Origin of the sequence: Gemmatimonas sp. (assembly GCF_031426495.1) — a bacterium.
Taxonomy (GTDB): domain Bacteria; phylum Gemmatimonadota; class Gemmatimonadetes; order Gemmatimonadales; family Gemmatimonadaceae; genus Gemmatimonas.
The window spans coordinates 92,735-114,493 of the sequence record NZ_JANPLK010000040.1; the positions used below are offsets into that span (position 1 = coordinate 92,735).

Sequence of the window (21,759 nt, forward strand, 5' to 3'; positions counted from 1 at the left end):
ATATAACGCTCTGTGCCTGCTCGTCCTATCCTGTCCGCTTTCGCCGGTGCCGCTCCAGAAATGCGACGTCCGGCGCGGCGGCGCGCCGCAGCGCTGATCGAACCCTCGGCCGCGATGGCCTCGAGCAGCGCGACCTTGCCCGGGCCGAGCCGATCTGCGTCGTCGAACACGATGCGTAAGCAGAACGAGGTTATGGCGTGGGCTCGGTGGATTCGAGGTGGAGTGGCCGCGGTGCTGCTGCTGTGGGCAACGGTCACCACGGTGCACAGTCAGACGGCGGCGAGTGGCATCGTTGGCACCGTGCGCGACTCGCTTGGCCAACCGATCGATGCGGTGATCGTGGAGGCGCGCGACGCGACCACGGGATATGTACAACGTGCCGCAACGAACAGCACGGGGCGGTACATCCTGCTTGGATTGCCGCTGGGCGGCCCGTATGTGGTGAGCGCGCGTCGCGTTGGGTATCTCCCCACCGATCGCCCCGGCATCACGCTGACGATCGGCGCGCGTGAGCTCGTCGACTTCGTCTTCCGTCCTGTTTCGGTACGCTTGGCCCAAGTGGCCGTCCGCGCGGATGCAGAGGCGGGTCGCGAATCGCGCATCGGCGGCAGCACACGTATTGCCCGGGAACAGATCGACGCGCTGCCGATTCAGGATCGCAATTTTTCCGGTCTCGCGTCGCTCAGTCCCTTGGCGGGTAATCAGCTGTCGCTGGGCGGGCAACGCTGGACCAGCACCGACCTGCGCATCGATGGGGCGCAGTCACGCAATCTGTTGCGTGCCGGTGAAGTGAACGGTGGCCCGGCCGCGATCTCACTCGAGGCCGTTCGGGAGTTCGAGGTGAACACCGCGGTGTTCGATGTCGGGCAGGGGCGGCAGGGCGGCGGACAGATCGCGGCGGTGACTCGCTCCGGCACCAACACCGCCGAAGCGCGCCTGTACACCGGCTTTCGCAACGAGCACCTGGCCGCAGGCATCGACTTTCAAGGACGCGCGCGATCCGCGCGCACCGCCCAGTCGCTGCAGACGGCATTCTCGGCCGGAGGTCCCCTCGTTCGCGATCGCGCGCACTACTTTCTCGCCTACGAGCGTCAGGACGCCAGCGAGCCGCTCACGACGGGCGACGTCAGCACCGCCGAGGCGCAGGTGGCGTCGGGTATCGCGCGCGATTCGCTGGTCAGATTGCTCAACGTGTTGTCGCGGCAGTACGGCACCAGCGCAGATCTGGCGCAAACGGGTCGGTTGGGCCGGCGCTCGGTGTCGCACACACTGTTTGCGAGGGTGGATTGGCAGGTCGCCGCCGCACATCGCGCCACCGTGCGGCTCACGGCCAGCGATTGGGACAGCCCCCTCAGCGGCGGCGTCGATCAAGCCATTGCCCTGCGCGAGGCCCGCTCGGGGTTTTCGTCGCGCGAGGCGCAGCTGCTCTCGACGCTCACGTCGCACCTGGGCGTGAGCGCGCTGAATGAAGTGCAGGTCGCGTTTGGCACGTCGCGCCGTACGCTCACCCCCGAGTCGCCTGGCGTGCCGCGCGGGTTCGTGCAGGTGCGCTCGCTGCTGCCCAACGGAACCACCGGGAACTCCACGATCCAGTTCGGCGGAAACCGGCTCGCCCCCGATGACAGTCGCGAGTGGCAGCTCCAACTCATGAATCGTTTTACCGCGCAACGCGGGCGGATACTCTGGACCCTCGGCACCGACAACTCGTTGGTCGCTACGCGTACACTCATCGCCGAAGCGCAGGGTGGGCTGTTTGTCTTTCCCTCGTTGGCCGCGCTCGAGGCGCGACAGCCAAATCGGTTCACGCGTACCGTGCCGCTGGCCGGCGCTTCACCGGTCACGCGACAACATGTCCTTGAACTCGGCGCGTACGGCCAGATGGAGTGGCAGGTGACTGATCGCATCACGTGGACCAACGGCTTACGCTGGGACGCCACCGTGTTTCTCGGCGCACCCGCTACGAACGCGGCGCTCGACAGCGCCTTTGAGGTGCGCACGGCGCGCGCACCACGTGATCTGTCCCAGCTGCAACCTCGCACGCAGCTCGTGTGGCGACTGCAACACGACGCCCGCGACATCATTCGCATTGGAGCAGGCGTCTTCACCGCGCAACTGCCGTATTATGCGGGGCACAATCAGCTGCTGTACACGGGGAGCACGCTGGCTGATATCGATCTGCGCGGCGCGGCGGTGCCAACACCTGATTTCGCGAGCTATCGCACAACACCGCGCACCGTGCCTGGACTTCCGGCAGGGGCAGCCCTGTCGCCCGCGTACGTGAACGTGGCGGGCGCGGTACGGGCGCCACGCACATGGAAAGGGTCGGCGTCGTGGTGGCACCGCATCGGTGAGGGGACCACGGCCACGCTCAGCGTGCAGGCATCGCGCCTGCGCGATGGCTACGCCTATGTCGACCGCAATCTGCGCAACGTGCCGGCGTTCGTGCTCACGGCCGAGGGCAACCGCGCGGTCTGGGTGCCAGCAGGCACGATCCCGGCGAACACGGGCGTGACCGACGTGCGGAACGCGTCGCAGAATCCGGCGTATGGGCGTGTTCTGGCGCTCGAGTCGGGCGCGCGTGCGGAGCAGGTCGCGGTCACCAGCGAACTCGCCTTTCGCGTTGCTTCTCACGCGCACGGCACCATGGGCTATGCCTGGTCGCGCGCACGCGATAACTCCACCTATGGCTGCTGTCTGGCGCGCACCGCGACCACGTTCACGCCCGTGGTCGACGATCCGCGAGCGCTCGGCCAAGCGTGGGGGGTGTCCGATTTCGACGCACGACATCGCGTGACTGGCGCGCTCAGCGTACGGGCTCCGTTCAAGGTGTCGATCACCGCGCGCTACGTGGGCACCAGTGGGCGTCCGTTCTCGCTCGTCGTGGACGGAGACATCAACGGAGACGAGGCGAACGGCAACGATCGCGCGTTTCTCTTCGATCCGGACAATCCCACCACGCCGGCCGACGTCGCGGCCTCGCTGCGTCGCGTGCTCGCCAACCCGAAAAACCTCGCGCGACGCTACATCGCATCGCACTTGGGACAGGTGGCGGGTCGCAATACGATCACCACGCCATTCACCAACCGTGTTGACGCGCGCATCGCGCGGCAGTTCCGCCTGAGTGGTGCAGGTGGCGTTCGCCGCGCCGAGCTGATCGTCGATGCATACAATGTCGGCAATCTGCTGAACCGTCGCTGGGGGGCGCAGTATCTGCTTCCGGTCGGGATTTCGTCGCAGAACCCGGTCGTCAATCGGGTGCCCCTGCTACGGGTGGTTGGCTTCGATCTAGCGACGCAACGCTATCGGTACAGCGTGAACGAGTCAGCTGGTGTGTTGCCCAAGGGCGGCGATCCGTACCAGCTCCAGATTGGCGTTCGGATCGCGCGCTGAATTCTGCTCTGCTGCGGCCCCTCGCTACATTGCCCGCATGGATCGAAACGCTCCCTGCCCGTGTGGCTCCGGCAAGAAGTTCAAGAAGTGTCACGGCGCCGCCGTGCCCCCTGAAGCGGCGGCGCTACCCGCCGAAGCGCGCGCGGAATGGCTGCGCGGTGACGTCGTGCTGCAGCGCCAGAAGCGCGTGGGGCAGGAGCTTCTCGACTGGGCCGAGAAGAAGATGGGCGCCGAGTGGATCGACGCGTCGCTCGATGCCTGGGGCGTGACCGAAGACGAGGACATTGACGAAGGCGTCGCGGATCTTTTCACCACCTGGTCGCTCTTCAACTACGAGCCCGCGTCGCTTGGCAGGCCCATCGCCGCGGCGTGGCTCGACGACGCGGCCGGCAAGCGCGCCGATCTCGACACGCGCGCGCTGGTGAGTGCGGCGTTGCGCGCACCGCTCGGACTCTGGGAAGTCGAGACCGTCGAAGCCGGGGTCGGCGCCACGATCACCGATCGATTCAGCAATACCACTTGCTTCGTTCACGAGCCCGATCTCACGCACGACCTCGGGCCCAGCGAGTTTGTGCTCGCATATGTCGTCGAGGCGGATGGCGTGCGTGTATTCTCGGGGTTGCACGCCGACACGCTGGTGATCGTCGACGGTAAGGAGCTGCTGGCTGATGTCTGCGCAGATGCCGGCGTGAGCGCGGCGCCACTTCCCGCCGAGCTGCAGCGGGACCCGTCGTGGCAGATACGGGTCTCGCGGCGCTTCTCGGAAACGGCGACGGCCGGATATGGGAGCGATCCGGACGACGACGTCGAGTGATATCCCGAACGCGCTAGAGGAGCCGCTCGTCGGGGCCATCCATCCGACGCGGAGCGCTGTCCGTGAGCGGCGCAATATATGGCGTCGCTTCCCGCCCGAGGCGACGGGCACCGAAGAAGCTGCTGTCGTCGAACGCATACAGCCCATCGACAGGAGCGTCAGGAATCCGCTCGCCGTCATAGCTCGGTAGTGCGCGAGTAGCGGCGGAGCTGAGTTCAATGATCACATCGTCTTCGTCTTCATCGAGACGAGCGGACTCGATGGGAATCAGAATGCGCCGCTTGGTCTCCTGTGCGACATCATCCAGCTTGACCTCGCCTTCGATGTAGCGCACGCGCATGAGGCTCGTATCCACCACGAGATCCTCTACGGTGCCGATCTTCTCGCCGTCGAGTGTTCGCAAGTCCCAGCCGCGGATATCGGGGTCGCCATCGGCGACGTCGAGGTCCGACGCGTCCTTGAGATGAACGAGGCGGGGCCGAACTGCCTCTTCGTTGTGCCTGTTGGAATCCATAGTGATAACTCCGTGCATGCGGTGAGCAAATCGCGGCAATGTGCCGTCGAGCTATCGCGCGGGCGGTACCTGCATCGTGTCGGTACGGATCACTGCGCTATCGCGCGGTGCGGCAAGCGTGCCGGCGGCACTGTTGGTGTCGTAGGCGCCCGTACGCTCGGCTGTGGTCGCGTCGGGCGTGCCCCTCATCGCGACGAACCAGATCAGAGCACCAAGCAGCACCACACCGAACACCCACGGCAACCACGAGCCGCGCTTCTCCGTAATCTTGATCTCGGCCACACTTCCCCCTCTGTGAGATGAACTCGCAGCGGAGTGCAGGAATCATGCGAGGCGGCACGTCCGTTGCACACGCAGTCACTCATGCTGAAACTCATCAAACAAGCAGTCGTCGATTTCTTCAGTGACAATGCGCCGCGTCACGGAGCGGCGATCGCGTACTACACGCTCTTCGCGCTGGCTCCCGTGCTGCTGATGGTGATCGCGGTCGCCGGCTTTGCAGTCGGAGAGGACGTGGTCCGAAGTGAACTCCTGACACAAATTGCCGGACTGATCGGTCGCGACGGTGCAGTCGCGGTTGGTGCCATGCTGGAGCGCGCCGGCAAGCGCGATGCCGGCGTGTTCGCCACCGTGCTTGGCATTGGTGGTCTTGTATTCGCCGCGACCGGTGCGTTCCTCGAACTGCAGGCAGCCCTCAATATGATCTGGCGCGTGCGGGCGACGGCTTCAAGCGGCATCGACGTACCGCAGATCGTCACGCGTCGGCTGCGCTCGCTCGGTGTCGTCGTGTCGATTGGCTTTCTGCTGTTGGTCTCGTTGTCCGTGAGTGCGGGAATCAAGCTCGCGATCGCATGGATGAGCCGCCTGGCGCCTGGTTTGGAGGCGTTTGTCACAGTCGTTGATCAGCTGATCTCGCTCGCGGTCACCAGCGCGCTGTTCGGGCTGCTGTTTCGCGTGCTCCCCGATGTTCATCTGCGGTGGCGCGATGTAGCAGTTGGCTCCACGGTGACGGCGGTGTTGTTCGCGATCGGACAGCGGCTCATCGGACTGTATCTCGGCAACAGCGCGCTTGCGTCACCGTTCGGGGCCGCCGGCACGGTCGTGATCCTTTTGGTGTGGGTGTATTACTCGGCGCAGATCCTGCTGTTCGGTGCCGAGTTCACACGATTGTATGCCGAGCGTGCGGGCAAGCGGGCTCCGCTGATGGATGGGGCCGTGCGCACGACGGCACCGTAATCTCGCATGCATGCTGCAGCGACGTTACCGACACTCTCCCTCGGCCGAGAAAGACGACATGGCTCCGATCTGGAAGGGCAGTATCAGTTTCGGATTGGTCAATATTCCCGTGGAGCTCGCTGCCGCCGTGCGCGCGGACAATATCTCCTTCCGCATGCTCGACGCCGAAACCGGATCGCCGGTGAAGTACGAGCGAGTGCGAGCCAGCGACGGATCGCCGGTACCTTGGGAAGAGATTGTGAAAGGATTCGAGTATGCCAAGGGACAGTACATCGTGCTGACCGAGGAGGACTTCAAGAAAGCCGCGCTCGAGTCGTCGAAGACCATCGACATCTGCGATTTCGTGGACGCCAAGGAGATCGACCCGCGGTTCTTTGAAACGCCCTACTTCATGTTGCCGAGCAAAGGCGGTGAGCGAGGGTATGCCTTGCTACGCGAAGCGATGCGCGAGGGCGACGTGGTGGGCATCGGCAAGATCATCATGCGCAAGAATCAGCATCTGGCGGGCATCCATGTGGTCGGAGAGGCCTTGGTACTCGAGCTGATGCGATTTTCCGCCGCCGTGGTCGATGCGTCCCAGTACACCTTCCCGCCGGCCACGGCCGCCCGTCCGCAGGAGCGCAAAATGGCCGTGCAGCTGGTGAAGAGCATGCAAGCCCATTTCGACGCGGAGAAGTACACCGACGACTATCGGGCCAACCTCATGCGCATCATCAAGGCGCGTTCGAAAGGGAAGCCGATCACCTTCGACGCCCCACCGCCCGATACCGCTGATGGCAAGGTGCTCGATCTGATGAGCATGCTGAAGCAAAGTCTGACCAAAAAGTCCGGCACTCCCAAGACCGCCGCGCGAAAGACCACGGCACGAAAGACGACCACGAAGAAGGCACGTAAGTCCGCATGAAGGCCTCGTTCGCACCGATGTTGGCCACGTCGGGAACTGCGCTCCCGGTGGCTGACGGATGGGCGTTTGAGCCCAAGTACGACGGAATACGCGTGATCGCGGTAGCGTCGAGCACGCACGTGCAGCTCCTATCGCGAAACGGGATCGACAAGTCCGCACAATTCCCCGAGGTCGTGGAAGCGCTGCAGGCGTTCGTGGGGCGGCGACGCAGCACCCTCGTACTGGATGGAGAGTTGGTCGGAGTGGCCGGCAGCGTGCTCGGACGATTCCAGTCCATGCAAGCTCGCGTGCACGAACGCGATGCGCGCGCGATTGTCTCGCACCGAGCGGGGCAGCCAGTCGCGCTCATGGTGTTCGACCTGCTGCACGATGGCTCGCGATCACGCGTCGATGCGCCGTGGCGCCGGCGGCGCGTCGCGCTCGAGAAGCTGTTCGCGGCGCGTGCAATCGCCGGCGGCGTTGCCCTCGACGCACTTCGACTCGGCGACGCGGTCTTGCACGACGGCGACGCGCTGATGGCCCGCGCGAAAGCCGAAGGATGGGAAGGCATCATGGCCAAGCGCGCGGACGCGCCGTACGCCGTGGGTGTGCGCTCACGCGATTGGATCAAGCTCAAGCTGGATCGACAGCAAGAGTTCGTCGTTGGCGGCTGGACGGAGCCGCGGAACAGCAGGCCATACATCGGTGCGCTCCTGCTCGGGTACTATCTGGACGGAGCGCTGCAGTATGCGGGACACGTCGGTACGGGGTTTACACACGACGAGCTGGCGTGGCTGCACGATCACCTGAAGCGCCTCGAGCGCGCGTCGAGCCCATTTGTCACTACGCCGGCGGCGAATACCGTCGCGCACTGGGTCCGGCCGTCACTGGTGGTCGAAGTCCGCTTTAGCGAATGGACCAATGATGGTCATCTGCGGCAGCCGGTCTATCTCGGCGCCCGAACCGACAAGCGTACGCGCGATACCGTGCGGGAGGCCGTTATGCCACGCGCCACAGCGAAGCCACGCGCCGACGCCGACGCCGACGTGCACTTCACGAACCTCGACAAGCTCTTCTTTCACAAGGCCAGGAAGACCAAAGGCGATGTGGTGCAGTACTACACGGGCATCGCGCCGCTGCTGCTGCCGTTGATCGCCGACCGCCCGCTGGTTCTGCGGCGATATCCGAACGGCATCGACCAGCCTGCTTTCTTTCAGCAGCGCGTCGCCAAGGGCGTGCCCTCGGCCGTGCGCACGGAGATGGTGCCGCAACCCGAGGGTACGAGCGAGCGACGCATCGTGGGCGGTGAGCTGACTACGCTGCTGTATTGCGCGCAGCTCGGCGCCATCGACGTGAATCCGTGGCATTCCCGTATGGCGACGCTTTCGAATGCCGACTACTCGATCATCGACCTTGACCCCGGCGAAGGTACCACTTTTCGTCGCGTGATCGATGTGGCGCGCTGGACCAAGGACGTGATGGATGAGCTCGGGATCGCCGGTGCGCTCAAGACGTCGGGCGCGAGCGGTTTGCACATCTACCTGCCGCTTCCAGCCGACACGAGCTACGACAGTGCGCTGCTGTTGGCGAAGCTGATCGCGACGCGGGTCGCGAACGCACACAGTAAGCAGGCGACCGTGACACGTACCGTGAGCAAGCGACTGCGAGGCAGCGTGTACGTCGACTACTTGCAGAATGTTCAGGGAAAGAGTGTCGCGTCGGCGTTCAGTCTGCGCGCGCAGCCCGCCGCGTCGGTGTCGACGCCCCTCTCGTGGGATGAGCTCACCAACGACCTCGATCCTCGAGACTTTACGATCGACAGCGTGCCCTCGCAGGCGGCGGCGCGCGCGGCGCGCTGGTCTCGCGCGCTGGCGACGCCGAATGACCTACCGTCGCTTCAATCGGCCTGGTGAGCACGCCGTGGGACGGTACGCGTGATCAGGTCGACACAATCCGCCCCCCAAGCTTCGCCGCCGAGCCTCCACTGTTCCGCCGATTAGGGAAAAGCCATGAACTGAGTGGAGAACGACGGACGTGCGGGCGATACTCCGCACTATGGCGTCGTTCGTGCTGCATACCCCGATGATTCACTCCGTGCGCCGCCTCAGCGCGCCCGGAACGTTTCCCGTGTTCGCCCCTGGCGATGGCGTGCAGTTCCAGGTTGCGGGCGGGTTGGTACGGGGGCGGGTCTCCGGCATCGATGTGCAGGCGAGGAGGGATCTCCCGCTGGGCACACCCTACCGACTCGGGGTGATCGCCGCGCCGCCGCAGAGCGGCTACTCGGCCGGTACGGAGTGCACCATTCGCGCGGCCTGTCTTGAGCTCGATCCGACCGCGCCGCGATATGCCGAATCGCTTGCCGCCGCATCCACCGTAACGATGGCACCCGTCCGGGCACTCGCTTTGGCGCCGGCGCGTCCCAGTGCGCCCACATTTCTCGTGGCCTTCATGCGCGAGGGAGGCAACTATCCGATTCAGGGCGCCTTGCTCGTGCAGGGCGAAACGCTCGACGCTGCCAATGCGGCCGCAACGACGTACCTGAATGATGAACTCGCGACGGACGTAGCCGAGGGCAGGGAGCTGCCCGACGCAATGGTAATGCTGCTCAACGCGTCGGAAGTCCCAACAGCAGCAGCTGATGTCGCCGTGGTCGCGTCGGTGAGCTGGTAGCAGGTCCCCGTGCTCCGACAAACACGCGGCCCCTCCAATCGGAGGGGCCGCGTGATATGTACCGGCGTTACTTGACGATCAGATTGTTCACGACCGTGTAGCCGGGCGCATTGTCCTTGGCGACGACTTCAGCTCGCGTCCTCTGCGCATCGCTCTTCACGCTGCCGTTCAGCGTGACCGTCTTCGTGTCCTTGTTCGTGTCCACATTCACTTCACTGGCATCAATGGTCGTATCGGCCATCAACGCCATTTTGACATCGGCGGTCTCGGCAGCCGCATCCATCGAGGAACCGGCGCTGGCCGCAGCCTCGCTCGTTGCTTCCGCGGCATTCTTCGTGTCTTCCTTGGCGCCGTCAGCCGTGTTACCACAGGCGGTCGCGATTCCAATGGTGCTGGCGAGCAGGAGCAGCTTGATACGTGTCATAGTTGACCTCGGTGTGCTGACGTTTCACTGGCAATAGTGCGGGCACTGTTTGCCAATGCAACAGCCGTGCCCGCACGTCGTTTCAATGGCCGGGCTCGTTTGAGCCGAATGCCTGGCTTGCGAGACTATCCCGCGATCATCGTCAGCACATCGCCGGGCGACATCTCGCGGCCTGCTGCCACTAACGCGTCCAACAACTCCTTCCCGATTGTCGCGCGCGCGACGTCAACCTGACCGCCGACCTCCGGGCTCATTGGGTGCTCGACCACCACGCCCGTGCGCTCTGACATGGCTTCGGCCGCCGCCGCGATGGTCACCGCGCGTTCGGGCCGGCCATCGGCCGCTTCGGCCGCCGCCAGCCCCGTGAGGGCGAGGCCGACGCCGCGCGCACTGCCCACCTCGTCGTACACCCGCAGCGACTGACGAAACGCCTCACGGGCCACCGGAATCCGCGACGCCGCGAGCGCCGTCCACCCAACTTCACTATGCACGCGCGCGAGCTCCGGGCGATCGCCCACCCGCTCAAATGAAGACACGGCCTGATGATACAGTTCGAGCGCGCGGCCCGTCTCGCCGCGGGCTGCGGTCATCTGTGCCAGAAAGCTCAGCGCGAGACCGCCGCCTTCGTAGTCGCCGATCCGCGTTTGAATGCGCCGCGCCTGCGTCACCAACTCGAAGCCGGCGTCGAGCGAACCGGTCACGAACAGCTGCAAGCCCTTCATCGACATCGACAGCGACAGCAGGAAGTCGAGATCGCGACGCCGACTGCATTCGATCGCGGACTCCAAGGCGAGGCCGGATTCCTCCATGTGCCCGACGCTCATGTGCCCATAGCCGACACACATGTACGCTTCGGCCAGCAGGGCGTCGTCGGCCAGGGCGCGTGCGTCGGCCAACGCACGTGCCCACTCATCGCGGCCGCGTTCCATCTCGCCGGTGTTAACCGACACCATGCCCCCGGCCAGGAGAGCGAGCGCGCGCCCCCGGCTCGGCGCGCGCGACTCCGCCATCGACATCAGCGCATCAATCGCATCGCGCGCGGTGAAATGCTGGCCGCCGATGTGCCAGAACCAGTTCAGTGAACCGCACAGCAGAAGTCCCTTCTCGACAGCATCGGGGGCGGTCGACTCGGGCAACACCGGATGCCTGCGTGCCTGGTCGGTATACCAGCGCAGCGCGGCCTGCATGTTGGCGTTGTCGCGGCGCGCGCGCTGCATGGCGTCGAGCTGTCCGACACCCTTGATCCCTGCGTTGACGGCTTCGGCAAAGGCGAGGAAGACATCGGCGTGCATACGTCGCACGTCGTCTGCTTCGCCGCTCTCGGACAGTGATTCGGCGGCAAAGGCCCGGATCGTTTCCGGCAGGAAATACCGTTCGCCGCCGTTGACCACGCGAACCAGGCCCTTCTCTACCAACGAGCCGAGTTCGTCCAGCGCGCGCACCCGCTCATGCGCGGCGAAGCACACGGCGTCCATCTCGTCCAGCGTCCAGCCGTCGGCGAATACCGAGAGGCGGCGCAGCAGCTGCTGCTCGGAGCGGTCGAGCAGCGAATAGCTCCAGTGGATCGTCGCGCGCAACGTGCGGTGACGCTCAGGGAGGTCACGATCGCCCGTTGTAAGCAGATCGAGCACATCGTCCAGACGCTTCAAGAGCGCCATGGGTTCGAGAATGCGGATGCGCGCCGCCGCCAACTCGAGGGCCAGTGGCAGTCCATCAAGCCGGATGCAGATCGCGGCCACGGTGGCGCCATTCGCGATGGTGATCGCGAACGTAGGTTGCACCTTCGTGGCGCGTTGTACGAACAGCGCGACGGCAGGGGACTGCAGCAACTCGTCGACGAGCGTGGCGTGCGCATCGGGCAGCGCCAATGGCGGAAGTGCGAGCTCCACTTCGGCCCCGAGCTTGAGCGGCGCTCGACTGGTGGCGAGCACGCACAGACCCGAGCATCGTGTCACCAGCTCGGCGATATCGTTGGCCGCGTCGAGGACGTGTTCGAGATTGTCGAGCAGCAGCAGCGTGCGGCCGCCGCCGATCACGGTCGCGATCGCATCCACCGCCGACCGACCGTGCGCTTCGGTGATGCCGAGCGCGGTAGCAACGGTCGGCATCACGTCGCTCGCCAGCGTGACCGGTGCTATCGAGACGTAGGCCGAACCATCGGGAAAGTCGGCGTGGAGCTGCTTGAACAGCTCGATGGCAAAGCGCGTCTTGCCAGTGCCGCCGGCGCCGGTCACCGTCAGCACGCGCGCGCCCGATCGCACGCGTTCGATCGCCGTGGACAGCGCATCGTCGCGGCCGAGCAGTACGTTGGCCGGCGTCGGTGCGGGCCGCGAAATCAAGGGCGCTGCGGGTGGCGCGCTCGAGGAGGGATGGCTGCCGCTCGCGCGCATGAGGGCGCGCCGCCACTCCTCGACCGAGGGAAAGCGGTCGGCCGGCGACTTCGCCAGCGATCGTTCCACGGCGTCAATGACCGGCCGGGCGAGGGCCGCGCGCAATGTGCCGAGCTTGGGCACCGGCTCGATCGCGTGGCGCATCATCAAGGCGATCGCCGTTGGGCCCGTGAACGGCGGCGTGCCGGCCAGCATCTCGAACACGATGCATCCCAAGGCGTAGAGATCACTACGGGCGTCCACCACATCGCCGCTGGCCTGTTCCGGACTCATGTACGCCGGAGTGCCCACGGCCATACCGGCGACCGTGAGCTTCTCATCTCCCGATGCGTCAACCGCCTGCGCGATGCCGAAGTCGGCCACAACCGCGTGGCCATTCTCGATCAGGATGTTCTCCGGCTTGATATCGCGATGGATGATGCCGCGCCCATGCGCGTAGCTGAGCGCGTTTGAGATCTCGTCGGCGTAACGGAGTGCGTCGTCGATCGGCAGTTGCCCGTCGCGCGTGAGGAGGTCCCGCAGGCTCTCCCCCTCGACGTACGGCATCACGTAGAACAGGAAACCGGCTCCCTCTCCGGAGTCGTACAGCGGTAGGATGTTGGGATGCCGCAATCCTGCCGTGGTGGTGATCTCCCGCAGGAATCGGTCGTGCCCAAGCGTGGCCGACAGCTCGGGACGCAGCACCTTCACCGCCACCGGACGGCGGTGTCGGAGATCCTCGGCGAGAAACACGGTCGCCATACCGCCGGCACCGATTTCACGCTCGAGTCGATATCGGTCTGCCAGGGCCGACGACAGGCGGTGGTCAATCATGGGGGGATACTCGCGCCCACGGGGGGCAGGCGCAATCGCAGGCAACGGCGCCGGCTTCGTTGCGGTTACGGGAACGGGCCATACAGCGTCCTCTCTCGCAAGGGATCGGTCTTGCCAGAGGCGCGACGACGGCGCCTACCTTGACGAGCCGCTCCACGCGAGGAGCGGCGCTTTCCCGATGGTGATGCGGTGCTGATGCAACGTCGGGATGTCGCGCGTTGGCGGCGCGGTGCGCGGTGGGCCACGTGGATGGTCGCCGCCATTCTCTTCGCCATCGGCGCGGCGGGCTGGGTTACGGCCGTTCGGGCCGCCGAGTCCTCCCGCCTGGTATCGACGGCGCATCGCACCGTCGATCTCGTTCAGACAGTCCGTCGTTCAGTGTCAGATGGTCGCGCCGAGCTGCGCAACTATCTGCTCACGCGCGACAGCGTGGCCATACGCGCCTCGCTGCAGGCACAGGACGCGAGCCACGCGGCCGCGGTCTCTTTGCAGGCGGTCGCCTTGCAGGCGGTCACCGGCGATGACGGCGCAGAGGCTCGTCGGGCTCGCGAGCTGCGAGGCAGTCTGATCCTGCTCGAATCGTCGCGGGCGCGCGTCAACGCCCTGCTCGACACGATCGAGCGCATTGAACGTCGGCAGCTCGCGTCGCGGGCTGTCGATTTCGAGCGCGCAGCCAACCGTGTGTTCGTGCTGCTCACCGCGGCATTGTTGGCCGCCGCCGTACTGGTCGTGGCCGCCGCGCGCTTTCGCCGACGCGAATTCGACGCCCTCATCGCCGCCGCCACGCAATATCGCGTGATGACGGAAGACAGTCCCGATGGCATCATCGTGCAGCAGCACGGGATTGTGCGCTACGCCAACGCGGCCGCGGCGTCGCTGTTCGGGCTCGACTCGCCCGAGGCACTGGCCGGGCGTCCGTTCTTCGAGTTCGTGCACCCCGACGAGCGCGACGCCGCGCGTGCCTTCGCGCGTCGCGTCATCGAGGAAGGGGCGACGGTCACGTCGCAATCCCGCGTGTTCGTGGACGTGGACGGCGCCCTCATCGACACCGAGGTGCGTGCTGCGCCGATCATGTTCGATGGGGCCATCGCCGCGCAGGTCGTCATCCGCGATCTGCGCATCCGCCGTGCCGCGGAGCGAAAGGCCGCCGAAAGTGAACAGCGATACCGCAGTCTCGTCGAGGTCATGGAAGAGGGTCTCGTGATGCACGATCGTGCGCATCGCGTGACGTTCTGGAATCCGGCCGCATTGCGCATTCTCGGACTGACCGGCGATCAGCTCTCCGGCATCAGTGCCTATGATCCTCGATGGCGAGCGACCGACAGCCGTGGACGTCCCGTCACCGGCGACGAGCACTGCTCGACCATCGCGGCGAGAACCGGCCAGATCGCGTCGAACGTCATGGGGGTCGAGCGTGGTGATGGCGACCGTGTCTGGGTCAAGGTGAACGCCGTGCCGCTGTTCGATGACGCGGGTGCGGTGCACGCGGTCGAAGTCACCTTCTCTGATATCACGGCGCTCGTCGACGCGTCGCGTCGTGTCGAAGAGAGCGAGGCGCGCTTTCGCGTGCTCGCCGAGCAGAGTCGGGACCTCATCAGTCAGCGCACGCTCGACCATCGGTTCGAGTACGCCAGCCCGTCGCATACGGACGTGATCGGGTGGACGCCACAGGAATTACTCGGGACCAGCGCCTACGACTATCTCCACCCCGAGGATGCGCAGCGCATTCGCGCGAGTCAGCCCATCGTGGCCGATGGCTCGCACGGACCCATCGTGACGCGCGTGCGACACAAGGATGGACACTTTGTGATGCTGGAAAGCGTCGTTACACCGATCCTGCACGCCGACGGCACGGCGTTGGGCTATCAGGTGTCGGCCCGCGATGTCTCCGTGCGCCACGCGCTTGAAGAACGAACGCGACAGCTCGAAAAGATGGAAGCGATGGAACGTATGGCGACCGGCGTCGCGCACGGCTTCAACAACTTGCTGGGCGTGGTTCGCACGTCGGCCGACCTCCTCAGTGATCCGGTGGCCGACAGACGTACGCGCGATGCACTGGTGTCCGACATCACGCTCGCCACCGAGCGCGCGGCCGCCCTCACGGCGCAACTGCTCACCTTCGCCCAGCGCCGGCATAACGAGCCCACCTTCGTCGAGGTTGCGGCGATACTCCGCCACAACGTGCCGTTGCTCAACAGAGTCGTCGGTCCGTCGATCGACGTCGAATTGCACGTGGCTCCCGATGCGGAAGCGATATCGGTCAAGTCCGAACCCGGACAACTCGAACAGGTGCTCTACAACCTGATTGTGAATGCGCGCGATGCCATGCCTGCGGGGGGGCTCGTGCGCGTGCGCGCCAGCGTGGCAGAGTTCTACGAATCGCAGACGCATCGCCACGGCACCATCGATGCCGGCGCGTACGTCGCACTGGTGGTTGCCGACAATGGGCTCGGGATGAGTGACGCAGTCTACTCCCGGCTCTTCGATCCGTTCTTCACGACGAAGTCGATCGGACAAGGATCGGGGCTTGGTCTGCCCTCGGTGCTTGGCATCGTGGAACAGGCCGGTGGCGCGGTGGCCGCGCAGAGTATCGAGGGCGTGGGTTCCTCGTTCACCGTGTACTGGCCGATCGCCTCGAGGGCCACGTCGCTCGATCTCGCGACAGCCGACGCCGGGGGGGCGTTCCGCGAGGCGTCGGCCGCACCGTCCGCGCCGGATGTGCCGGATGTGCCGGCCGGGCCCGACGCCAACGTCGTGCTCGTGGTCGACGACGAAGCGGCCTTGCGGCGTGGTCTTGCCCGCGCCCTCACCCGCGTGGGATTCAGCGTACTGGAGGCTGCCAGCGGCCCTGAAGCGCTGGTCGTGATGCGCCGCCACGGACAAGCGGTTCGGGCCCTCATCACTGATGTCCGGATGCCGGCGATGTCGGGGTTCGAACTGGTCGACGCGCTGTTGGGGGAGGGGTTCGATCCTCCGGTGCTCTTCATCTCCGGGCAACTCGATGCGCCCATTCCCACGCACTGGCCCGAAACCGGAACGCGCACCTTTCTCGCGAAACCGTTCGCGACCCGCGATCTCGCCGAGATGGTGGATCGGTTGGCCGCGGGCGCTCCCTAATTAGCTTTGAAGGGTACGGATTTGGCGTCCGGGCACCTGCCCGAGCTCCACGTCGCCACCGGAGCAACAATTATGAAGAAGAAGCACAACACCGCTGTCCCGGACTTTGCCCGCAAACGCCCGGTTCCCGGCACGCCGTCCACCGCCGCCGGCGAAAAATCGACGCAGCCGAGCCCCCGTCAGCCACAGAAGCCCCCCACCACGGCGAAGAACGGCGGGCGTCGCGGCACCTGATTCGGCGAGATGTTGCCGTAGCCGACGGTGGTCAGCGTCACCACTGTCGGCGGCGTGGCGTTGGGAAGCTGGAAATGATGCCGCCCCGAGACGTCGCTGTGCTGGAACCGCGGCCGCCGGGTCGCCAGGCTGCACCCGCACGGGATCTCCATCACCGTCCCGGGCGGAATGCGCACATCCTGCGGAATCGATCTCGCACCGGAGGTGACAGCGGTCACCGCGCCGGCGATCGATCGACCACATGCTGCCGACGCCTTTCGTCCCTTCATTCGTCAACCCGTCTCATGACGCCTCCGTTTTCGGTTGGACGCTCCGCTCGTCGATGGTTCGTGCTTGTTGCGACCTCGCTGCTTACCGCCGCGTGCGGTGACCCTTCCACCGCCGCCGACCTCGCGCAACCGGGTGACGCCGCGCTGGCCCGGCAGGTCCGCAACACCACCAGCACCATCCAGGTCAATGTGAGCGGACTTCCCTCCGGAACCGTGGCCTCGATCAACGTGACCGGGCCGAATGGCTACGCGCGTACGCTGACCGGAACGACCACGCTTACCGGTCTGATAAACGGGAGCTACACGCTCACCGCCGCGTCGGTCATCGCGGGCGGGTCCACCTACGCCACGTCACCGACCACGAACACCGTGAGCGTCAATAAAGGCGCCACGGCCACCACGTCCTTTCTCTATGGCGTAGTGGTCACCACGGGCACGCTGGGCGTCTCCATCACGATGCCTGATGCCACACCGGCGGCCGTCACCGTGACCGGCCCGAACGGATACAGCTCCACGATCACGACGACGGCGTCGCTGACGCAGCTGGCGCCGGGCACGTATACCATCGCCGCCGCCTCGGTGACCAGCGCACTTGGCGTGTCGCTGATGCCGACGCCGACGTCGCAGACGGCGACCGTCACCGCCGGCGCCACCGCCTCCGCCGCCGTCGCATACGCCGCCACTAACGTCACCCCGACGCCGGGGCTCAATCTGCAGATCCTCGGCATGTACCTCACGCAGAGTGTGCAGACGATGAACGGCGGGGTAGCGCTCGTGTCCGGACGCGATGGCGTGCTTCGCGTGTTCGCGCTCGCCAACGCCGTCAACACGGCCCGTCCGTCGGTGCGTGCCCGATTCTTCCAGAACGGCACGCTCGTCGCGACGCTCTCGGCCGCTGCGCCGGCATCGTCCGTGCCGACGTCCGTGAATGAAGGGTCGATGACGTCCTCATGGAACATCGTGGTCCCGGGCGCGCTCCTGCAGCCGGGGCTCAGCGTGTTGGCGGATGTCGATCCAGACAACGCGGTCGCCGAAGATCTCGAGACGGACAACCTGTTCCCAGTGTCCGGGGCGCCGCGTAGTCTGGATGTGCGCTTCGTGCCCGCTCTCGCGGTCCGCTTCGTGCCCGTGCAGCAGGGCAACGGTCTCCTCGGCAATGTGTCGGATGCCAACGCCGCCGCCTTCCTCACCCGCACCCGTGACATCCATCCGCTCAACGCCGTCACGTCGACGACGCGTGCCGTGTACACCACCACCTTGAACCTCAGCAGCGACGGCGCGAACTGGAGTCCCCTGCTGGGCGAACTCCGCGCTCTGCGCACGGCCGACGGTGCATCGCAGAATTACTATGGCGTCGCCCAGGTCACGTACTCGAGCGGTGTGGCCGGCATTGGCTATATCGGCGCGCCGGTGTCGATGGGATGGGACTATCTGCCCAGCGCCAGCGAAGTGATGGCGCACGAACTCGGGCACAACTGGGATCGGCAGCACGCGCCGTGCGGCGGCGTGGGCGGACCCGATGCGAACTATCCGTATGCCGGCGGTACGATCGGTGTGTTCGGCTTCAACGTGCGCCTGAATCAGTTGCTGTCGTCGAGTACCGCCGACTTGATGGGCTATTGCTCGCCCACCTGGATCAGTGATTACACGTATCTCGGCGTGATGTCGTATCGCGGGACGTCCACCACGGCCACGACGAGCACCTCCGCATCCGTTCAGCCGTCGTTGCTGGTATGGGGGCGCATCGATGCCGATGGCGCGATCGAACTCGAGCCCGCCGTGCGTTTGACCGGCCGCAGCGTGCTGCCGGCCCGAGCCGGCAACTACACCGTCGACGCGACCGACGCCGCCGGGAACACGATCTTCTCAGTATCGTTCGATCCCGATCAGGTTGCCGACGAATCCAACACGATCGACGACGAACATTTTGCCTTCATGATCCCGGTCAACGAGGCGGCGCAGGCGCGCCTCAACACGCTGCGCGTTCGTGGTAAGGGCCGCGCCGCGGAGCGCACGACCCGCGGCTCGCAGGCAGCGCTGGATGCCGCCGCGTCGGCCGCCGCGGTGCGCGCCAACGGGGTCGGCCGGGCGCGTGTGCAGTGGAACGCGACGGCGTATCCGCTAGTGGTGGTACGGGATGCGACAAGCGGAGACGTCCTGTCGTTCGCGCGCGGTGGCAGCGCTGACGTCGCCGCGTCAGGATCAGACGTCGAAGTGGTCTTCTCGGACGGCGTGCGCAGTGCGAGCCGAAAGGTGAAGGTCAGCGGTCGCTGATTCTGGCCGCGTTTCGCAGGGAGGGGGGCACATCGTGAGCAGCGATGTGCCCCCTAACTTTTCTGCATGCGTGTCGCATTGCGCACGGTATTGCGCTGGCGTTGAACGCTCCGGCGACGCGGAAATTCCGCATCAAAGACTCAGGTAATGTGCGCCGGACTCTCGGACTATCGGTCCGAACTCTCCGTCGTTATCCTCTCGCCACTGTCCTGCTCGCCCTGCCATGCATTGGAGGCGTTGCATTACGTGGAAATTGGAAAAGCATCCCGCGACGACGGCACACCGCTGACGGACCACGCCCAGCTGGCCTTGATGGAGCGCGAGGCGCGTTTTCGCACGCTCGCCGAGTCATCGCCGACCGGCGTGTTTCTCGCCAACGTACACGGCACGCCGACCTACGCCAACCAGCGGCTCCTCGACTGGTTTGCGATGCGCGTCGACGACTTTGCCGTTGGCGCATGGCTCGATCGCGTGCATCCGGCCGACCTCGCCCACGTCCGCGCCAGCATGGAGCGCAGCGTCGGGACGTTGCACAGCTTCGACCAAGAGTATCGCATCGTAGCAAATGGGCAGACTCGCTGGATCCGCGTGCGCACGCAGCCGGTGACGGGTCCTGAAGGGACGACGGTACTCGGTCATGTCGGCTCGGTGCTCGACACCACAGCCGAACGCGTGGCGGCCGACGAGCGGGCGCGCTTGCAGTCGCAGTTGCAGGAGGCGCGCCGGCTCGAGTCGTTGGCGCTCCTCGCCGGCGGCGTCGCGCACGACTTTAACAACCTGCTTGTCGGCATTCTCGGCAACGCATCGCTGGCGCGCGCGGTGATCCCTCTGGACGCGCGCGGGCAGGAGGTGCTGGCCGATATCGAACACGCCGCGCAGCGCGCGTCCGAGCTGACGCAGCATCTGTTGGCGTACGCAGGCCGGGCGCGCCTCGACCGACGGGAAGTCGTCATCAATGACCTGGTGGCCGATCTGCCGCAGCTGCTCGGCGCGCATGTGCCCTCGTCGGTTGCTCTCTCGATCGAGCTGTCGCCGTCGTCGCCGATCGTCGATGGTGATGAGGCGCAGTTGCGGCAGGTCCTCGTGAGTCTCATCACGAATGCCGTCGAGTCGATCGGCCATGGTCGGGGACGCGTGGACGTCACCGTCTCACGTGATCAACTCGGTACGGCGATGCTGTCCACCTGCCGGCTCGGCACCTCGCGCGAGCCCGGGCCGTACGTCGTGATCTGCGTTCGCGACTCCGGGCGCGGAATGAGCACCGACGTGCAGTCGAAGATGTTTGATCCGTTCTTCTCCACGAAGTCGCCCGGACGCGGCCTCGGACTGGCGGCGACGCTGGGCATTCTGAACGCACACGACGGCGCCATTGACGTGTCATCGCACGATGGCCAGGGGACGACCGTGCGCGTCCTCCTACCCGTCGTCCGTGGGCTCACGCCGTATCATGGCATCCCGGCAGTCGACGCGTTCGCGCGCGAGGAGTCGGGTGTGATGCTGCTGGTCGACGATGACATCGGTGCGCGCACCGCCGCGCGCCGGATTCTCACGCGCGTCGGCTACACCGTGGTCGAAGCGGAAAACGGTCGCGCGGCGCTCGATCTCTACGACAGCATGATCGAGCCGCCACGCGGCGTCGTCCTCGACCTCGCGATGCCGGTGATGGGCGGCGCCGAGTGTCTTCGCCAGCTGCGTGCGCGCGGCAGTGCCGTGGCGGTGCTGCTGGTCAGTGGATATGACGCCGAAGATGAGGCGCAAGCATTTGTGCGCCGCGGCGAGGCCCGCTTCCTCCAGAAGCCGTACAACGCTCGCGATCTCCTCGACGCGTTGAGCGAAGCGCTCGCGGCCAGATAGCGGCGGCCGGATGATCGAGGGCGCTGCAACCACGTCGCGCCACTGACTATGTTTCGAAATGCCTGTTGCTTCGCTGACTGATGGTGCGTTCTCCACCGATGTGCTCGCCAACCCAGGACTCGTCGTGGTGGACGTCTGGGCCGAGTGGTGCACGCCGTGCCGGGCCCTCGTCCCGATCTTTGAATCACTCGCTGCTCGGTACGGCGGCCGGGTTCGCGTGGCAAAGCTCGACGCCGACGCCAACCTCGAAACGGTCACGCGCTACGATGTGCGCGCCTTGCCGACGGTCCTGATTTTTCAAGGTGGCGTGCTGGTCGAGCGGCTCAGTGGCGCCCGCGCGCTGGGCACCTATGTCGATGCGATCGAGACGCATTTGGCTCGTGAGGGCACGGCCGTGACGGCGGTGCCGTCGGTGGAGCGCACCATGGCTCCGCCCCCGCCAGCCGCGGCCGAGAGCTACGCGATTCGCGAAGCGCGGGAGCTTCTCGCGCATGGCGACGCCCTGTTGGTGTTCAAGCACAGCAATAGCTGCCCCGTCTCATTTACCGCCAAGCGACAATACGATCAGTTTGTGGCGGCCAATCCCGACGTGCCCACGCGCCTCGTCGTCGTGCAGCAGGAACGCGAGCTCTCCAGTGCACTGGAAACCGTGAGCCGGTTGCGGCATGAGTCGCCGCAGGCGCTCATCGTGCGGGAGGGTCGCGTGCTCTGGGATGCGTCACACGGCAACATCACGAAGCCGCGGCTCGAACAAGCCTTCGTGACGGTGCGGCCCCCGGGCTAATGCACGCAGTCGCGCGGCGTGATCCTCTCGACACGGTTCGGGTTGATGCCGCAAGCGAACGCTGGTACGGCGGCCCGGACGTGCTTCTGCAGC

15 protein-coding genes and 1 pseudogene are annotated in these 21,759 nt (G+C 65.9%); 10 read left to right on the forward strand and 6 right to left on the reverse strand.

Going from position 1 to position 21,759, the window contains the following annotated elements; translation table 11 throughout:
* Nucleotides 1-80: 80 nt before the first annotated feature.
* Nucleotides 81-194: pseudogene (locus RMP10_RS23415) on the reverse strand (LysR family transcriptional regulator); the annotation flags it as partial.
* Here RMP10_RS23415 and RMP10_RS10205 point away from each other — a divergent pair.
* Together RMP10_RS10205 and RMP10_RS10210 are read left to right on the forward strand one after the other, a co-directional pair.
* Nucleotides 193-3,390 carry a carboxypeptidase-like regulatory domain-containing protein gene (locus RMP10_RS10205; protein ID WP_345785792.1) on the forward strand — a complete coding sequence of 1,066 codons (3,198 nt, stop codon included), beginning with the start codon at nucleotides 193-195 and terminating at the stop codon, nucleotides 3,388-3,390. The pseudogene RMP10_RS23415 and the gene RMP10_RS10205 sit on opposite strands and share 2 nt — an antisense overlap.
* Before the next feature lie 37 nt (nucleotides 3,391-3,427).
* Nucleotides 3,428-4,204, forward strand: a complete 777-nt coding sequence (locus tag RMP10_RS10210; RefSeq protein WP_310570195.1) for an SEC-C domain-containing protein — start codon at nucleotides 3,428-3,430, stop codon at nucleotides 4,202-4,204.
* A 13-nt stretch (nucleotides 4,205-4,217) separates the two neighbouring features.
* Here RMP10_RS10210 and RMP10_RS10215 read toward each other — a convergent pair whose 3' ends face one another.
* Nucleotides 4,218-4,718 (reverse strand): PRC-barrel domain-containing protein, encoded by a 501-nt coding sequence (locus RMP10_RS10215; RefSeq protein ID WP_310570196.1) that lies wholly within the window; start codon nucleotides 4,716-4,718, stop codon nucleotides 4,218-4,220.
* A gap of 51 nt (nucleotides 4,719-4,769) precedes the next feature.
* Nucleotides 4,770-5,000, reverse strand: coding sequence for a hypothetical protein (locus tag RMP10_RS10220; protein WP_309671849.1), 231 nt, complete (start codon nucleotides 4,998-5,000; stop codon nucleotides 4,770-4,772).
* Nucleotides 5,001-5,081: 81 nt separating this feature from the next.
* Between RMP10_RS10220 and RMP10_RS10225 the strand changes: the two genes are divergently transcribed.
* The 4 genes from RMP10_RS10225 (at nucleotide 5,082) to RMP10_RS10240 (ending at nucleotide 9,507) form a co-directional block, all read left to right on the forward strand.
* Nucleotides 5,082-5,954, forward strand: coding sequence for a YihY/virulence factor BrkB family protein (locus RMP10_RS10225; protein ID WP_310570197.1), 873 nt, complete (start codon nucleotides 5,082-5,084; stop codon nucleotides 5,952-5,954).
* A gap of 58 nt (nucleotides 5,955-6,012) precedes the next feature.
* The gene (locus RMP10_RS10230) at nucleotides 6,013-6,858 is read left to right on the forward strand and encodes a Ku protein (protein ID WP_310570198.1); all 846 of its coding nucleotides are present in this window, start codon (nucleotides 6,013-6,015) and stop codon (nucleotides 6,856-6,858) included.
* Nucleotides 6,855-8,750, forward strand: a complete 1,896-nt coding sequence (gene ligD, locus RMP10_RS10235) for a DNA ligase D (RefSeq protein WP_310570199.1) — start codon at nucleotides 6,855-6,857, stop codon at nucleotides 8,748-8,750. Before RMP10_RS10230 ends, ligD begins: the two co-directional genes overlap by 4 nt.
* Nucleotides 8,751-8,871: 121 nt before the next feature.
* Nucleotides 8,872-9,507 (forward strand): hypothetical protein, encoded by a 636-nt coding sequence (locus tag RMP10_RS10240; RefSeq protein ID WP_310570200.1) that lies wholly within the window; start codon nucleotides 8,872-8,874, stop codon nucleotides 9,505-9,507.
* A 67-nt stretch (nucleotides 9,508-9,574) separates the two neighbouring features.
* Here the strand turns inward: RMP10_RS10240 and RMP10_RS10245 are convergent, their stop codons facing one another.
* A complete protein-coding gene (locus tag RMP10_RS10245) occupies nucleotides 9,575-9,931 on the reverse strand; it encodes a BON domain-containing protein (protein WP_310570201.1) in 357 nt (118 codons plus the stop codon).
* Nucleotides 9,932-10,056: 125 nt separating this feature from the next.
* Complete coding sequence (locus tag RMP10_RS10250) at nucleotides 10,057-13,134, reverse strand: protein kinase (RefSeq protein WP_310570202.1); 3,078 nt, start codon at nucleotides 13,132-13,134, stop codon at nucleotides 10,057-10,059.
* A 195-nt stretch (nucleotides 13,135-13,329) separates the two neighbouring features.
* Here RMP10_RS10250 and RMP10_RS10255 point away from each other — a divergent pair, with 195 nt between their 5' ends.
* The gene (locus tag RMP10_RS10255; protein WP_310570203.1) at nucleotides 13,330-16,251 is read left to right on the forward strand and encodes a PAS domain S-box protein; all 2,922 of its coding nucleotides are present in this window, start codon (nucleotides 13,330-13,332) and stop codon (nucleotides 16,249-16,251) included.
* A gap of 179 nt (nucleotides 16,252-16,430) precedes the next feature.
* On the opposite strand, the gene RMP10_RS10260 is transcribed toward RMP10_RS10255, so the two are convergent.
* Entirely contained in the window at nucleotides 16,431-16,703 is a 273-nt protein-coding gene (locus tag RMP10_RS10260; RefSeq protein ID WP_310570204.1) for an ion channel, read from the reverse strand.
* 66 nt (nucleotides 16,704-16,769) lie between these two features.
* Between RMP10_RS10260 and RMP10_RS10265 the strand changes: the two genes are divergently transcribed.
* From RMP10_RS10265 to ytxJ, 3 genes are all read left to right on the forward strand, one after another.
* Entirely contained in the window at nucleotides 16,770-19,028 is a 2,259-nt protein-coding gene (locus RMP10_RS10265; RefSeq protein ID WP_310570205.1) for a hypothetical protein, read from the forward strand.
* A 147-nt stretch (nucleotides 19,029-19,175) separates the two neighbouring features.
* Nucleotides 19,176-20,882 carry an ATP-binding protein gene (locus RMP10_RS10270; protein ID WP_310570206.1) on the forward strand — a complete coding sequence of 569 codons (1,707 nt, stop codon included), beginning with the start codon at nucleotides 19,176-19,178 and terminating at the stop codon, nucleotides 20,880-20,882.
* A 58-nt stretch (nucleotides 20,883-20,940) separates the two neighbouring features.
* Nucleotides 20,941-21,666: a bacillithiol system redox-active protein YtxJ gene (gene ytxJ / locus RMP10_RS10275; protein WP_310570207.1), complete on the forward strand. Its 726-nt coding sequence runs from the start codon at nucleotides 20,941-20,943 to the stop codon at nucleotides 21,664-21,666.
* Nucleotides 21,667-21,759 lie beyond the last annotated feature (93 nt).

Excerpts from the sequence above, each read along its gene's own strand:
- RMP10_RS10205 (WP_345785792.1), top strand. The coding sequence starts at position 193 with ATGGCGTGGGCTCGGTGGATTCGAGGTGGAGTGGCCGCGGTGCTGCTG.
- RMP10_RS10210 (WP_310570195.1), top strand. The coding sequence starts at position 3,428 with ATGGATCGAAACGCTCCCTGCCCGTGTGGCTCCGGCAAGAAGTTCAAG.
- RMP10_RS10215 (WP_310570196.1), bottom strand. The coding sequence starts at position 4,718 with ATGGATTCCAACAGGCACAACGAAGAGGCAGTTCGGCCCCGCCTCGTT.
- RMP10_RS10225 (WP_310570197.1), top strand. The coding sequence starts at position 5,082 with ATGCTGAAACTCATCAAACAAGCAGTCGTCGATTTCTTCAGTGACAAT.
- RMP10_RS10230 (WP_310570198.1), top strand. The coding sequence starts at position 6,013 with ATGGCTCCGATCTGGAAGGGCAGTATCAGTTTCGGATTGGTCAATATT.
- ligD (WP_310570199.1), top strand. The coding sequence starts at position 6,855 with ATGAAGGCCTCGTTCGCACCGATGTTGGCCACGTCGGGAACTGCGCTC.
- RMP10_RS10245 (WP_310570201.1), bottom strand. The coding sequence starts at position 9,931 with ATGACACGTATCAAGCTGCTCCTGCTCGCCAGCACCATTGGAATCGCG.
- RMP10_RS10250 (WP_310570202.1), bottom strand. The coding sequence starts at position 13,134 with ATGATTGACCACCGCCTGTCGTCGGCCCTGGCAGACCGATATCGACTC.
- RMP10_RS10255 (WP_310570203.1), top strand. The coding sequence starts at position 13,330 with ATGCAACGTCGGGATGTCGCGCGTTGGCGGCGCGGTGCGCGGTGGGCC.
- RMP10_RS10265 (WP_310570205.1), top strand. The coding sequence starts at position 16,770 with ATGACGCCTCCGTTTTCGGTTGGACGCTCCGCTCGTCGATGGTTCGTG.
- RMP10_RS10270 (WP_310570206.1), top strand. The coding sequence starts at position 19,176 with ATGTGCGCCGGACTCTCGGACTATCGGTCCGAACTCTCCGTCGTTATC.
- ytxJ (WP_310570207.1), top strand. The coding sequence starts at position 20,941 with ATGCCTGTTGCTTCGCTGACTGATGGTGCGTTCTCCACCGATGTGCTC.